Origin of the sequence: uncultured Bacteroides sp. (assembly GCF_905207245.1) — a bacterium.
GTDB lineage: Bacteria > Bacteroidota > Bacteroidia > Bacteroidales > Bacteroidaceae > Bacteroides.
On record NZ_CAJLKP010000110.1, the window covers coordinates 1 to 14,108 of the forward strand.

The window sequence follows — 14,108 nt, forward strand, 5'->3', positions numbered from 1 at the left end:
TAGCTTGTCACTTATCGCGCTTCGCGCGATAAATTATCATTTAACTGCCAATCCCTCAACAAATAATCAGTGCAAACATACGTAATCTGTAATAAAATCAGTAACTTTGCACGCAAATTCAATTTAGTAAATAATAATAAAAACAGATATATAATGGGATTTAATGAATTATTAAGCTCGATTTTCGGCAACAAATCCACACGCGACATGAAGGAAATTCAACCGTGGGTGGACAAAATCAAAGCCGCTTACCCGGAAGTTGCCAAACTCGATAACGACGCTCTACGCGCCAAGACAGAAGAACTGAAAACCTACATCTACAATTCCGCTGCCGAACAGCGCGCCAAAGTGGAAGAGCTGAAAGCAGGTATCGAGGAAATCGAACTGGAAAACCGTGAAGAGGTTTTCACACAGATAGATAAGATAGAAAAGGACATACTGGAAACCTACGAGAAAGCACTCGACGAAGTGTTGCCCGTAGCCTTCTCTATTGTGAAAGAAACTGCCAAGCGTTTCTCTGAAAATGAGGAAATCGTAGTTACGGCTACCGAGTTCGACCGCCATCTGGCTGCCACAAAAGACTTCGTACGCATCGAGGATGACAAAGCAATCTATCAGAACCACTGGATGGCAGGCGGCACGGAAGTCACCTGGAACATGGTGCACTATGACGTGCAGCTCTTCGGTGGTGTGGTATTGCATAAAGGTAAGATTGCCGAAATGGCAACTGGTGAAGGTAAGACGTTGGTGGCTACCCTCCCGGTATTCCTCAACGCCCTGACCGGAAACGGTGTGCATGTGGTGACCGTGAACGACTACCTGTCAAAACGTGACTCCGAATGGATGGGCCCGTTGTATATGTTCCACGGCTTGAGCGTAGATTGCATCGACAAGCACCAGCCCAACTCTGACGCACGCCGTCAGGCATATCTGGCAGATATCACGTTCGGTACGAACAACGAATTCGGTTTCGACTACCTGCGTGACAATATGGCCATCAGCCCTAAAGACCTCGTACAGCGCCAGCACAACTATGCCATCGTCGATGAGGTGGACTCCGTATTGATTGACGATGCCCGTACGCCGCTGATTATTTCCGGTCCTGTGCCGAAAGGTGAAGATCAGTTGTTCGAACAACTCCGCCCACTCGTAGAGCGCCTGGTGGAAGCTCAGAAAAAACTGGCTACCCAATATCTGGCCGATGCCAAGCGTCTCATTGCTTCCAATGACAAGAAAGACCAGGAGGAGGGTTTCCTCGCCTTGTTCCGCAGTCACAAAGCATTGCCTAAAAACAAGCCTTTAATTAAATACCTGAGTGAGCAAGGCATCAAGGCCGGTATGCTGAAGACTGAGGAAATCTACATGGAGCAGAACAACAAACGCATGCACGAAGCAACCGACCCGTTGTACTTCGTCATCGAAGAAAAACTGAACAGTGTAGACCTGACAGATAAAGGTGTGGACTTGATTACCGGTAACTCGGAAGACCCTACCCTCTTCGTATTGCCCGACATTGCCGCACAACTTTCCGAACTGGAAAACGAAACACAACTGACTGACGAAGAGCGTCTGGCTAAGAAGGACGAACTAATGACCAACTATGCCATCAAGTCAGAACGTGTGCACACCATCAACCAGTTGTTGAAAGCGTACACCATGTTCGAGATCAATGATGAGTATGTTGTTCTTGACGGTCAAGTGAAGATTGTGGATGAGCAGACCGGACGTATCATGGAAGGTCGTCGCTACTCCGACGGTTTGCACCAGGCCATTGAAGCCAAGGAAAACGTAAAGGTAGAAGCTGCCACGCAGACATTTGCCACTATTACGTTGCAAAACTACTTCCGTATGTATCACAAACTCTCGGGTATGACCGGTACTGCCGAAACGGAAGCAGGTGAGTTGTGGGACATCTACAAGTTGGACGTAGTGGTGATTCCCACCAACCGCCCCATCGCCCGTAAAGATATGAACGACCGCGTTTACAAAACAAAACGCGAGAAATATAAAGCAGTTATCGAAGAAATCGAACAGTTGGTGCAAGCCGGACGTCCCGTTCTGGTAGGTACTACGTCAGTAGAAATCTCCGAAATGCTGAGCAAGATGTTAACTATGCGCAAGATTGAGCACAACGTGTTGAATGCTAAATTGCACCAGAAGGAAGCAGACATCGTAGCGAAAGCCGGTTTCAGCGGAACAGTAACCATTGCCACCAACATGGCAGGTCGTGGTACGGACATCAAGCTGAGTCCGGAAGTGAAAGCTGCGGGCGGCTTAGCCATCATCGGTACCGAGCGTCATGAGTCCCGCCGTGTAGACCGCCAGTTGCGCGGACGTGCCGGACGTCAAGGTGACCCGGGTTCTTCCGTGTTCTTCGTGTCACTGGAAGACGACCTGATGCGTTTGTTCTCTTCCGACCGTATCGCGGGGGTTATGGACCGCCTAGGCTTCAAGGAAGGTGAAATGATTGAGCACAAGATGATTTCCAACTCCATCGAACGTGCACAGAAGAAGGTGGAAGAAAACAACTTCGGTGTACGTAAACGTTTGCTGGAATATGATGACGTGATGAATAAGCAGCGTACCGTTGTGTACACCAAACGCCGTCATGCCCTGATGGGTGAACGTATCGGTATGGACATCGTCAACATGATTTGGGACCGCGTTGCCGCTGCCGTTGAAGCACCCGACTACGAAAACTGCAAAATGGACTTCCTCCAGACACTTGCTATGGAGGTTCCTTTCAGCGAAGAACAATTCCGCAATGAAAAGAAAGAGAAGCTTGCAGACAGTGCTTTCAATGCAGCAATGGAGCTGTTTAAACAGAAAACGGACCGCATGGCACAAATCGCTTATCCGGTTATCAAGCAGGTTTATGAGACTCAAGGACATATGTATGAGAACATCCTTATCCCCATTACAGACGGTAAGCGCATGTACAACATCTCCTGTAACCTGAAAGCCGCTTATGAGAGCCAGTGTAAGGAAGTGGTAAAAGCTTTTGAAAAGTCAATCCTACTGCACGTCATCGACGAATCGTGGAAAGAAAACCTTCGGGAACTCGACGAGCTGAAACATTCTGTGCAGAATGCAAGTTACGAGCAGAAAGACCCGTTGTTGATTTACAAACTGGAGTCTGTAAACTTGTTCGACACAATGGTTAACAAGATCAATAATCAGACCATCTCTATCCTGATGCGCGGACAGATTCCGGTGCAGGAGCCGCAAGAAATACGCCAAGCTGCTCCCGAACAGAAGCAGGACATGAGCAAATATCGCGAACAGAAGGCAGACCTGAGTGACCCTAATCAGCAGGAAGCCGCCCAGCACGACACACGCGAAGTGAAACGTGAACCAGTTCGTGCGGAAAAGACAGTGGGACGCAACGATCCCTGTCCTTGCGGAAGTGGTAAGAAGTTCAAGAACTGCCACGGAAAGAATATGTAGGCAGCGATTATGTCTTAGTGATTAGTGATAAGTATGCTAATCACTAATCACTAATAAAAGCCTCAAACGGTTAAAAACTGTTTGAGGCTTTTATATATCCATACAAAAGCGTATTTTTGTTATTATTAGATAAAGAAGAAGCTTATGACTAAATATTCATACTCCCTATTAATCTGCTGTGCTGTGCTTTTTGCTGGTTGCCAAAGCATAGAGCAACTGTCCATTGACTATATGTTACCGGCGGAAGTCAGCTTTCCGGCCAGCCTCAAGCGTGTAGCTGTGGTAAATAATATGCCACCCATTCCGGACAATCAATTGATTGTGGAAGAAGCTGATGAGAAGAAAAAAGACAAGACAGAAGTAGCACGCAAGACAGCCTACTTCAACGGGGATTCCAAAATAGCCACAGAATCACTGGCCGAAGCAATTGCCCATGAAAATTACTTCGACGAAGTCATTATTTGCGACTCTGCCCTACGTGCCAACGACATGATTCCACGTGAAAGCACACTCAGCAGAAGCGAAGTGACGAAACTCACCGAAAGTTTGGGTGTAGACTTCCTGATAGCACTGGAGAATGTACAGATACGTTCTCTTCGCAAAATTGAGTATCTGCCAGAATGGGGAATATATGCAGGAACGCTGGATGCTAAGGTATACCCTACTGTAAAAGTGTATCTGCCTAAGCGAAGCGGTCCAATGGTGACCGTCAACGCTAATGACAGTATATTCTGGGAGCATACAAGTGCTAATATGGCTTTAGCAGGTTCAGGCCTTATTAGCGATGAGGATATGTTGAAAGAAGCATCCGAATTTGCAGGTACTGTTCCCGTCAAACACATGCTGCCATACTGGACCACAGCTTCCCGCTATCTCTTTACGGGTGGTTCTGTGAATATGCGTGATGCTGCCGTTTTTGTTCGCGAGGATAATTGGGAAAAGGCAATCGAGCTTTGGAAGCAGACTTATGAAAAAAAGAAAAAAGGGAAACAGAAAATGTATGCTGCTTATAATATTGCCTTAGGATATGAAATGCAGGACAGCATCCATCAAGCAGAAGAGTGGGCATTGAAAGCGCAGAAGGAGGCATATAACATTGATAAAATAGAAGAGAAGAAAAATCAGGTCAGTGTAGATTTTAGCGATGTCCCCAACTACTTTGCAGTAACCCGTTATTTGAATGCATTGCAGGAACGAAAGGAAGGGATGACCCGCCTGAATGCCCAAATGCAACGATTTAACAACGATTTTTAGCCAAATGATGCAGAGGTAATTATTTTTTTTATACCTTTGAACATCCATTAAGAAAGAATATCATTATGAAACTGAGCCAAGCATCCTTATCGCTCCTCGAAACGACCATTAAACATTCAGTCGGCAAGTACATTTGCGGCTGTGAACAAACCATTGTGACCGACATTCATCTGCAAGCAAACCAGAACTCCGGTGAGTTGACTATATTGGATGATGAAGATGAAGAATTGGCGAACATAACCATTGAAGAATGGCTGACTTATGACGGAGACGACTTCTACGAAAACGTAGAACGCACTCTCTCCACTTTACTCAATAATATGAAGAATGGTGGTGACTTTGACAAATTATCCATTCTGAAACCTTACTCATTCGTATTGGTGGATGATGAGAAAGAAACCGTTGCCGAATTGTTATTAATGGATGATGATACACTGCTCGTTAATGAGGAACTACTGAAAGGCTTGGATGAGGAATTGGATGCTTTCCTGAAAGATTTATTGGAAAAATAATTCTATTAAAATAGTTGCTGGAGCTTAGCTCTTGGCATAAAAAAGTTAGCCCTTGCAATAATCGATTATTGCAAGGGCTAATTGTTTTTTCGCATAAAAGCTTTACGCTTTCTTCAATGCAGCAATACTCTCCTTCAAAGAGTTGATGATACTTTCTGCATCTGCCTGCTTCTTGCGTTCCATTTCAAGAACGGCAGCAGGAGCATTATTCACAAACTTCTCATTGCTCAGCTTCTTCATTACGCCTTGCAGGAAGCCTTCTTTGTGCTTCAATTCAGCTTCCATACGGATGATTTCAGCTTCCACATCAATCATGTTGCCCAAAGGCACAGCATATTCTGTTGTCCCCACCATGAATGAAGCTGCCCCATCTGCTTTGGCATCCACCACTTCGATAGCTGAAAGGTTACACATCTTTGCAATAACTGCGTTGAATGCAGCAACCGGACTCTCACCTACTACCTGCAATTCCAGTGCTTCCTTCTGAGCGATATTCTTCTGTAGACGGATGGAGCGAACATTACTAATCACCTCTTTCACCACTTCAAATTGGCGAATAGTCTCGCCGTCTACATAGGTATTTATAGTTAAAGGACATACCATGAGACTTTCACCTTCTTCGCGCTCGTACATCTGTTGCCAGAGTTCTTCGGTAATGAACGGCATGAACGGATGAAGCAAATGAAGCAGATTATCGAAATAGCCAATCGTAGCACCATGAATTGAACTGCTGATACCTTGTCCATAAGCCGGCTTAATAATTTCGAGGTACCAGGAAGAGAATTCATCCCAGAACAATTTATAAACGGCCATAAGGGCTTCGCTCAAGCGATATTTACTAAACAAGTCAGCTACCTCAGCAGCCACCTCATTCTGTTTGGATTCAAACCAGAACGCCGCCAGCCTTGCAGCTTCAGGCACAGGCTGACTATCATCGATTTTCCAACCGCTTACCAAGCGGAAAGCATTCCATATCTTATTGCAGAAATTACGTCCTTGTTCGCAAAGCGCATCATCAAACAATATATCATTTCCGGCAGGAGCCGCCAACATCATACCCATACGCACACCATCAGCACCAAACTTCTCAATCAACTCCAACGGGTCGGGCGAGTTACCAAGAGACTTGGACATTTTGCGTCCTTGCTTATCACGAACAATACCCGTAAAATATACGTTCTTGAATGGCATTTTTCCTTCATATTCATATCCTGCCATAATCATACGGGCTACCCAGAAGAATATAATATCCGGACCAGTTACCAGGTCACTTGTGGGATAGTAATAATCAATTTCCTCATTGCCCGGATTATTAATGCCGTCAAACAGAGAAATAGGCCACAACCACGAAGAGAACCAAGTATCCAAACAGTCTTCGTCCTGACGAAGGTCTTCCATCGTTAAAGCGGAATTACCCGTTTTTTCTTTAGCCAGTTTCAGAGCTTCTTCTTCCGTGGCAGCCACCACATAACCTCCTTCCGGAAGGAAATATGCCGGAATACGGTGTCCCCACCACAACTGACGGCTGATACACCAATCCTTGATGTTCTCCATCCAGTAGCGATAAGTGTTCTTATATTTGGCAGGATAGAATTTTAAATCATCATTCATTACCGGTGGCAAGGCCATATCTGCAAAATGCTGCATTTTCAGGAACCATTGCATAGAGAGCTTTGGCTCGATAACTACATTGGTACGTTCAGAATAACCTACCTTGTTAGTATAAGCCTCTACCTTGTCCAGCAAACCGGCAGCTTCGAGGTCCTTCTCTATCTGCTTGCGTACATCAAAACGGTCCATGCCAATATAAAGACCTGCCGCTTCGCTCAACGTGCCATTGTCATTGAAAATATCGATACTTGGCAAGTTATACTTTTCACCCAACATGTAGTCGTTCACATCATGAGCAGGAGTAACTTTCAAACAACCGGTACCGAATTCAATATCTACATACTCATCTTCAATCACCGGAATAGTACGGTTTACCAAAGGCACAATTACTTTTTTACCTTTCAACCATTCGTTTTTCGGATCGTTTGGATTAATACACATAGCAGTATCACCCATAATGGTTTCAGGACGGGTAGTAGCCACTACAGCATAGCGTCCTTCCGAATCACCTTCTACTTTATAGCGCAAGTAATACAATTTACCATGTTCTTCCTTATAGATAACTTCCTCATCAGAGAGAGCAGTCAAAGCTTTCGGGTCCCAGTTCACCATACGCACTCCACGGTAAATCAAACCCTTATTGTAGAGGTCTACAAATACCTTTAGCACGCTTTCACTACGCTTTTCATCCATAGTAAAGGCAGTACGATCCCAGTCACAGGAAGCACCGAGTTTACGAAGTTGTTTCAAGATGATACCTCCATGTTCATCCGTCCAGTCCCAGGCATGTTTCAGAAACTCGTCACGAGTCAGATCAGTTTTCTTGATGCCCTGAGCAGCAAGTTTATTCACCACTTTAGCCTCAGTAGCGATAGAAGCGTGGTCAGTACCCGGCACCCAGCAGGCATTCTTACCTTCCATGCGCGCACGGCGTACCAGAATATCTTGAATGGTATTATTAAGCATGTGTCCCATATGCAACACGCCAGTGACGTTAGGAGGTGGGATGACGATGGTATAAGGCTCACGACCATCGGGTTTTGAACTGAATAATTTGTGGTCCAACCAATATTGATACCACTTTCCCTCTACGTCAGCAGGGTTGTACTTACTTGCTAATTCCATATCTTTAAAATCTGTATATAATTAGTGTATCGTGAATAACGGGCGCAAAATTACTAAATTAAATTCAAATCTTACCACCCTCCGGCGCTTTCTGTGCGGAGAACGATAATTTATAACCTTCATAAAGGGCTATTCCATAAAATACGATTGTCATAGAGGCTATATTCTCCACCACCACAGACATTATTTCACTATAATCGGCGTTCAGGAGAACATCCATAAAAGAAACGTCATTGTCCTTTGCCACCCAGCCTACAATAGAGAAGAAATCGCCCATGACACAGCTCACCAAAGCTAAGACGGCACCAATAATGCCGAATATGGGACGTATTCCTTTTCCCTGGCGCATCGCTATTCCTACCAAAAAGCCGACACCAATAGCCATATATCCTATTTGATATCCGGTAGAAATAGATACCAAGGCCCAGGCCACAGCTCCCACAACACATGCCAGCGTTCCGAGCAATACCGCTTTCGGCAGGTTTTCTTCAGCCAGCAGTTTCTCCTTGTCCACATACGCGGAATAATCTTCTGGTTTTGGGGTGGGAGCCATCCTCTCTAGCTCCTCGTCTTTCAGATAGCTCTCGCATTCTCCCTGAAAAGCAGGGAGAGCTCCTGTACGTTTGCAAACCAGTCCTCTTCCATTTACGAAATCGCGTGAAACACAATTACGGCAATAGCGTTCAATGTCATTCTGTTCAGTCATAATCACAGTGTCTAATGTTGTTACTTAATTAATAGTTTTTGTGCAAATATAAAGCTATTTTCCTGTGTGACATTTAATAAATGTATATTTTTGCCTTTCAAATACGATTTGAGAATGGAATATAAGCAAAAGATTCGTTATATAGCCCTATGTGTGCTATTATTGATTATTTGGAGCACGCAACTCATCCCGGCTATGGGAAAAGTATATGCCCATGATATATATCCGGTCATTGCATACTGCCTATCCTCCTTCTCACGGTTGATTCCCTTTGCCATCGGAGATTTATTCATAGCCCTCAGCATTGCGAGTGTACTTCTCTACCCTGCTTATGCCCGATGCTTTCAAAAGAAAAAATGGAAACATATTCTGCTGAACGACGTCGAATATCTATTATGGATATACGTATGGTTCTACCTTGCGTGGGGGTTGAATTACTCCCAGCCCAATTTCTATCAACGCACAAGCATCCCCTACACTGCATACACGCCGGATAACTTTCAGGAGTTTGTTGATGATTATATTGAAAAGCTGAATGCATCCTACGTAGATGTGACTTCAATCAACAAAGACCTCATCCGCCGGGAAACTGTTCGCGGATACAACCAAATCAGCGACACACTGGGTGTACATCGTCCTTTCCATAAATCTCCCCGGGCAAAGACGATGCTTTTCACCCCGTTGATATCCATGGTCGGGGTCACCGGAAGTATGGGGCCATTCTTCTGTGAATTCACTTTGAACGGTGATTTACTCCCTTCACAATACCCTGCCACATACGCCCATGAACTGGCACACTTATTAGGTATCTCCAGCGAAGCGGAAGCCAACTTCTACGCATATCAGGTATGTACTCGTTCACAGGCACGGGGCATCCGTTTTTGCGGATACTTTTCTGTATTAGGGCATGTACTTGTCAATGCCCGCCGACTGACAAATGAAGAACAGTACAAAGAACTTTTCAACAAGATACGCCCTGAAATCATAGAACTGTCTCAGAAGAATCATAAATACTGGATGGAAAAATACAGCCCCCTTATTGGAGACATACAAGACTGCATATATGACCTGTATCTGAAAGGAAACAAGATACAAAGTGGGCGTAAGAATTATTCTGAAGTAGTGGGGCTACTTATTTCCTACGAAACTTGGAAAAAATTAATAATTAAAAATTAATAATTAAAACTCATGTCACATACAAGAAAAGAACAAATGGAAGCCTTCGGACGCTTCCTCGACATACTCGACGAACTTCGCGAGAAATGTCCCTGGGACCGCAAACAGACCAACGAAAGCCTGCGCCCCAATACCATTGAAGAAACCTATGAACTTTGCGATGCCCTGATACGTAATGACAAAGACGAGATCTGTAAGGAACTGGGCGATGTACTGCTCCATGTGGCTTTTTATGCCAAAATAGGTTCAGAAAAAGGTGATTTTGACATGAAGGATGTGTGCGACCGCCTGTGCGAAAAGCTAATTTTTCGCCATCCCCATGTATTCGGTGATGTAAAAGCCGATACCGCCGGACAAGTTTCTGAAAACTGGGAACAACTGAAACTGAGAGAAAAAGGTGGAAACAAAAGTGTCCTGAGTGGCGTACCCTCTGCCCTGCCGTCATTAATCAAAGCCTACCGCATACAGGATAAAGCCCGCAATGTTGGCTTCGACTGGGAAGAGCGCGAACAAGTCTGGGACAAGGTGAAAGAAGAAATTCAGGAATTCCAGGAAGAAGTCACCAATATGGATAAGGATAAGGCAGAAGCTGAATTCGGGGATGTTTTATTCAGCCTCATCAATGCCGCTCGCCTCTACAAAATCAATCCGGATAATGCATTGGAGCGTACTAACCAAAAGTTCATCAATCGCTTCAATTATCTGGAAGCACACACCATCAAAGAAGGTAAGAACCTGCACGAGATGACCTTAGAAGAGATGGATAGCATCTGGAACGAGGCTAAGAAGCTGGAAAAGGGGAAATAACAAGGGAAACAGTTGACAAGGGGACAAGGACTATGCGGTATGATAGCGCAATTCCTTGTCCCCTTGTTAACTGTTTCCCTTATCAACTATTCTATTTTTTCTTTCCTTGCGGTTTCTGAGGTTCTCCCTTTTTATTATGCATTCCTTTCAACAACTCACGGTTAAAGCGCATTTCAGCACGCTGCACCATATATATCTTTCTACTCGGAATAATTTTCTTGAACTTCTCAAAATAGGTTTTCTCCAGACGGTTGGTAGCAATACGGGCATCATACACTCCCTCTAAAATCTCATTATATTGCGCCTCAGTAGTCTTTTCATCCCTTCCTTTACGAAGTAAGTTCCATGCTTCATCATTCAACTGCTTTTTGCGATCTTGCAATTCAAAATAAACAGGAAAGAATTTGGCAGCTTCCTCCTTGGTCAGTTCCGCTTTCTCCGTGATATATGCTTTTTGTTTAGCACGGAATTCCTCCGGAGACAAATGCTGGTTACATCCGTCCATGGCCCACAACAGGGGTGTGAAACTGCACATCACAATAAGTAAAACAATTAGTTTTTTCATTTTCTTCTCAATACAATTAAGTTGTTTGCACTCACATCACTCTACACTGGCATCTGTAAGATAGACATACAACGAATAATCATCCAGCATGGAATTATCCAATACTGTACTGATATATTCATCCGAAACTACTTCCGTTTCAGTATCGTCCATCGCAATCTGATCAGTAGCAGTTGTACGGTCAGCAGAAGCAACGCGGATAATCAATGCTGCACCGGCAAACATGGCAGTCATATATAACCACGGCTTAATTCTCTCCCACTTCGTAGGTTCTTTTTTAATAAATACAGGGGTCTCCTTTTCCGGAAGCCGGCTCATCACCTCTGAAGTAAGATTTTCAAAGTATCCGTCAGGAACACGAAAAACATTTTCTTTTCCTACCTTCTTCAAGATGTTATCTTCTTCTTTCATAAGCTTTTTTCCTTTCTGTTAGGTTAGACTACGTTTTTTAGTAAAGGTTTAAACCTCTCCCTCTAAAAACTTCTCGATTTTTTTAACTGCATGATGATATGAGGCTTTCAGAGCACCGACAGATGTACCGAAGATATTGGACATCTCCTCGTATTTCATTTCCTGATAATACTTTAGATTAAATACCATACGCTGTTTTTCCGGTAAAGTAAGCAATGCCTTTTGCAAGGATCGCTGTGCCCGGTCACCCGAAAAATAAGGATCGCTTTCCAATTTTTGAAGCACGGAAGCATCTTCATCATCAATAGAGACTGTGGACATAGCACGCTGTTTATTCAGAAAAGTCAGACATTCATTCAAAGCAATGCGATAGAGCCACGTAGAAAGCTTTGCATCTCCGCGGAAGTAATCAATATTCGTCCATGCCTTGATGAAGGTATTCTGAAGTAAATCGTTGGCATCTTCATGCAAAAGTACCATACGACGAATTTGCCAGTATAATTGTTCGCTATACTGCGCAACAATCAACTCAAATCCTCGCTTTTGTGTACTTTCCTCTTGTAGAAGTTCCAGCACTTCGCGTTCATTATAGGAAGGATTCATAAGTATCTATTCCGTTTTGTTTATTTGATTACCACTTTCCGCACTACATTTCCAATCTTAAAGATGTAATAACCTTTAGGTAAATTCACCTGAACCGTGGCATCCGTAGAGTCAATGCGTATAGTGGTAAGTTTCACGCCTACAATGTTGTAGACTTCCATTTGGGAACCGGGTTCTGCATTCTGCACGCGCACCTGATTATCCGCCGAAACAGTCAGTACAATTGTAGAAGACGGCTGCTCTTTCTGTGCCGTTTCCTGCTTCCGACCGTCCTGCGCCCATGCTACGGACTGTGACGAAAAAGTCAACAAAAAGAAAAAACAATAGAGTAACTTTCTCATCTATAAGCCTATGTTTTCAGATTATTCTGTACAAATATACGGTATTCGGTTCGATAAAACAAAAATCATCTGGCTAAATTAGCGTTTATATACTCAAACACAACGTCTCCTTCGCCAGCACCGTCGCAGGGAAGACAACTGAAGCCTCCTCGAGCAAAATAGTTTCATCTTCATTACGGGCAGAAAAATGCCCAATCACCAACTTCTTCACACCTGCCGCTTTTGCTATCTCTCCTGCCTGTGGGGCTGTAGTATGAAAAGTCTCCCTGGCACGAGGCAAATCTGCATTTGCAAAAGTAGCTTCATGAAACAGTAAATCCACTCCTTTAATCTGCTCCACTATCTCAGGCATATAAATAGTATCTGAGCAATAAGCATAACTTCGTGGCGGGTCCGACGGACGGGTCAACACGGAGTTAGCAATAGTTTTACCTTCAGGAGTCACATAATCCGTTCCATTCTTTATCTTATTCAATTCATACACTGGCACTTCATAAAAATCAACCATTTCCCGAATTATATGATTAGGGCGCTGCTTCTCTGCAAACAGAAAACCACAACAAGGCATGCGATGACGCAATGGAATGGTAGTAACTGTCAAAGAACGGTCTTCGTATATCACTCCAGGCTCCTTTGTTTCAAATTCATGAAAAAGAACATTATACGTCATCTGCCGACAAAAGAAATCCAGCATCGGAGCTAATAAAGCTTCCAATCCCTTCGGTGAATGAATGTGCAACTCTGCAGTACGTCCCAATAAGTTAAGTGTAGAAATCAATCCCCATAAACCAAAGCAATGATCGCCATGCAGATGTGAAATAAAGATATGATTCAGACGAGAAAACTTCAGCTTTGATTTACGGAACTGCAACTGTGCTCCTTCCCCACAATCTATCATATAAAGTTTGTCACGCACATTCACTACTTGCGAAGAGGAAAAGTGGCGGGTGGTAGGTAGAGCAGAACCACACCCGAGTATATGTAATTCAAATTTCTCCATAACACTACAAAGATACGGAAATTCACTACAGAGAACACAGAGGATACAGAGTTTTTTCTTCTTAATGGATAAACTCATGTCCTCAGTAGTAAAAAAGAAAGGGTGCCTTCCACAAGCACCCTTTACCTTATTTATATATAGAAGTGATTACTTCTTTCCAGCTTCCATTTGCTCTTTCAAAGCAGCCAGAGCGTCGATGTCGCCCAGAGTAGTAGAAGCAGCCTGGTTTTGAATAGCCGGAGCGTCTTCTCTCTTATTGCCAGCCGGCTTCTTACCAGCAGCCTTCTTTTCTGCTCTTTCTTCTGCCTTTGCAGCATCTTCGAAGATACGGCTGTGAGAAAGAATGATACGCTTAGCATCTTTGTTGAACTCGATAACCTTGAATGACAGTTTCTCGTCCATCTGAGCCTGAGAACCATCTTCCTTAACGAGGTGTTTCGGAGTAGCGAAACCTTCTACGCCATAAGGCAGAGCAACAACAGCACCCTTATCCAGCATTTCGATGATAGTACCTTCGTGTACAGAACCTACAGTAAATACAGTTTCGAAT

The 14,108-nt window shown here is 44.0% G+C and carries 13 protein-coding genes; 5 read left to right on the forward strand and 8 right to left on the reverse strand.

The features are described from left to right. The first annotated feature begins 153 nt into the window (after positions 1 to 153). The 3 genes from secA to QZ135_RS22455 all read left to right on the forward strand — a co-directional run bounded on the left by secA (position 154) and on the right by QZ135_RS22455 (position 5,213). Positions 154 to 3,447 carry a preprotein translocase subunit SecA gene (gene secA, locus QZ135_RS22445; RefSeq protein WP_294614809.1) on the forward strand — a complete coding sequence of 1,098 codons (3,294 nt, stop codon included), beginning with the start codon at positions 154 to 156 and terminating at the stop codon, positions 3,445 to 3,447. A gap of 144 nt (positions 3,448 to 3,591) precedes the next feature. After that, the gene (locus QZ135_RS22450; RefSeq protein ID WP_294614812.1) at positions 3,592 to 4,701 is read left to right on the forward strand and encodes a DUF6340 family protein; all 1,110 of its coding nucleotides are present in this window, start codon (positions 3,592 to 3,594) and stop codon (positions 4,699 to 4,701) included. Positions 4,702 to 4,766: 65 nt separating this feature from the next. After that, positions 4,767 to 5,213 carry a hypothetical protein gene (locus QZ135_RS22455; RefSeq protein WP_294614815.1) on the forward strand — a complete coding sequence of 149 codons (447 nt, stop codon included), beginning with the start codon at positions 4,767 to 4,769 and terminating at the stop codon, positions 5,211 to 5,213. Positions 5,214 to 5,315: 102 nt separating this feature from the next. Here the strand turns inward: QZ135_RS22455 and QZ135_RS22460 are convergent, their stop codons facing one another. Both QZ135_RS22460 and QZ135_RS22465 read right to left on the reverse strand, forming a co-directional pair. Continuing rightward, complete coding sequence (locus QZ135_RS22460; protein ID WP_294614818.1) at positions 5,316 to 7,949, reverse strand: valine--tRNA ligase; 2,634 nt, start codon at positions 7,947 to 7,949, stop codon at positions 5,316 to 5,318. Between the two features lie 64 nt (positions 7,950 to 8,013). Next, on the reverse strand, positions 8,014 to 8,655 hold the full coding sequence (locus tag QZ135_RS22465) for a hypothetical protein (protein WP_294614820.1): 642 nt from the start codon (positions 8,653 to 8,655) through the stop codon (positions 8,014 to 8,016). A gap of 114 nt (positions 8,656 to 8,769) precedes the next feature. Between QZ135_RS22465 and QZ135_RS22470 the strand changes: the two genes are divergently transcribed. Together QZ135_RS22470 and mazG are read left to right on the forward strand one after the other, a co-directional pair. Further along, positions 8,770 to 9,831 (forward strand): DUF3810 domain-containing protein, encoded by a 1,062-nt coding sequence (locus tag QZ135_RS22470; RefSeq protein ID WP_294614822.1) that lies wholly within the window; start codon positions 8,770 to 8,772, stop codon positions 9,829 to 9,831. Positions 9,832 to 9,843: 12 nt separating this feature from the next. Then, entirely contained in the window at positions 9,844 to 10,638 is a 795-nt protein-coding gene (gene mazG, locus QZ135_RS22475; protein WP_294614825.1) for a nucleoside triphosphate pyrophosphohydrolase, read from the forward strand. Between the two features lie 91 nt (positions 10,639 to 10,729). On the opposite strand, the gene QZ135_RS22480 is transcribed toward mazG, so the two are convergent. The 6 genes from QZ135_RS22480 to QZ135_RS22505 form a co-directional block, all read right to left on the reverse strand. Next, a complete protein-coding gene (locus tag QZ135_RS22480) occupies positions 10,730 to 11,203 on the reverse strand; it encodes a hypothetical protein (RefSeq protein WP_294614829.1) in 474 nt (157 codons plus the stop codon). A gap of 36 nt (positions 11,204 to 11,239) precedes the next feature. Then, positions 11,240 to 11,614, reverse strand: coding sequence for a hypothetical protein (locus QZ135_RS22485; protein WP_294614832.1), 375 nt, complete (start codon positions 11,612 to 11,614; stop codon positions 11,240 to 11,242). Positions 11,615 to 11,662: 48 nt separating this feature from the next. Next, positions 11,663 to 12,217 carry an RNA polymerase sigma factor gene (locus QZ135_RS22490; RefSeq protein WP_294614835.1) on the reverse strand — a complete coding sequence of 185 codons (555 nt, stop codon included), beginning with the start codon at positions 12,215 to 12,217 and terminating at the stop codon, positions 11,663 to 11,665. Between the two features lie 20 nt (positions 12,218 to 12,237). Further along, entirely contained in the window at positions 12,238 to 12,558 is a 321-nt protein-coding gene (locus QZ135_RS22495) for a T9SS type A sorting domain-containing protein (RefSeq protein WP_294614838.1), read from the reverse strand. Positions 12,559 to 12,643: 85 nt separating this feature from the next. Then, complete coding sequence (locus QZ135_RS22500) at positions 12,644 to 13,558, reverse strand: ribonuclease Z (protein WP_294614841.1); 915 nt, start codon at positions 13,556 to 13,558, stop codon at positions 12,644 to 12,646. A 147-nt stretch (positions 13,559 to 13,705) separates the two neighbouring features. Then, the coding region (locus QZ135_RS22505; RefSeq protein WP_289622674.1) for a S1 RNA-binding domain-containing protein at positions 13,706 to 14,108 on the reverse strand (403 nt) is incomplete at its 5' end.

Bases quoted from the DNA above. Each gene is read 5' to 3' on its own strand.
- secA (WP_294614809.1), top strand. From the start codon at position 154: ATGGGATTTAATGAATTATTAAGCTCGATTTTCGGCAACAAATCCACA.
- QZ135_RS22450 (WP_294614812.1), top strand. From the start codon at position 3,592: ATGACTAAATATTCATACTCCCTATTAATCTGCTGTGCTGTGCTTTTT.
- QZ135_RS22455 (WP_294614815.1), top strand. From the start codon at position 4,767: ATGAAACTGAGCCAAGCATCCTTATCGCTCCTCGAAACGACCATTAAA.
- QZ135_RS22460 (WP_294614818.1), bottom strand. From the start codon at position 7,949: ATGGAATTAGCAAGTAAGTACAACCCTGCTGACGTAGAGGGAAAGTGG.
- QZ135_RS22465 (WP_294614820.1), bottom strand. From the start codon at position 8,655: ATGACTGAACAGAATGACATTGAACGCTATTGCCGTAATTGTGTTTCA.
- QZ135_RS22470 (WP_294614822.1), top strand. From the start codon at position 8,770: ATGGAATATAAGCAAAAGATTCGTTATATAGCCCTATGTGTGCTATTA.
- mazG (WP_294614825.1), top strand. From the start codon at position 9,844: ATGTCACATACAAGAAAAGAACAAATGGAAGCCTTCGGACGCTTCCTC.
- QZ135_RS22480 (WP_294614829.1), bottom strand. From the start codon at position 11,203: ATGAAAAAACTAATTGTTTTACTTATTGTGATGTGCAGTTTCACACCC.
- QZ135_RS22485 (WP_294614832.1), bottom strand. From the start codon at position 11,614: ATGAAAGAAGAAGATAACATCTTGAAGAAGGTAGGAAAAGAAAATGTT.
- QZ135_RS22490 (WP_294614835.1), bottom strand. From the start codon at position 12,217: ATGAATCCTTCCTATAATGAACGCGAAGTGCTGGAACTTCTACAAGAG.
- QZ135_RS22495 (WP_294614838.1), bottom strand. From the start codon at position 12,558: ATGAGAAAGTTACTCTATTGTTTTTTCTTTTTGTTGACTTTTTCGTCA.
- QZ135_RS22500 (WP_294614841.1), bottom strand. From the start codon at position 13,558: ATGGAGAAATTTGAATTACATATACTCGGGTGTGGTTCTGCTCTACCT.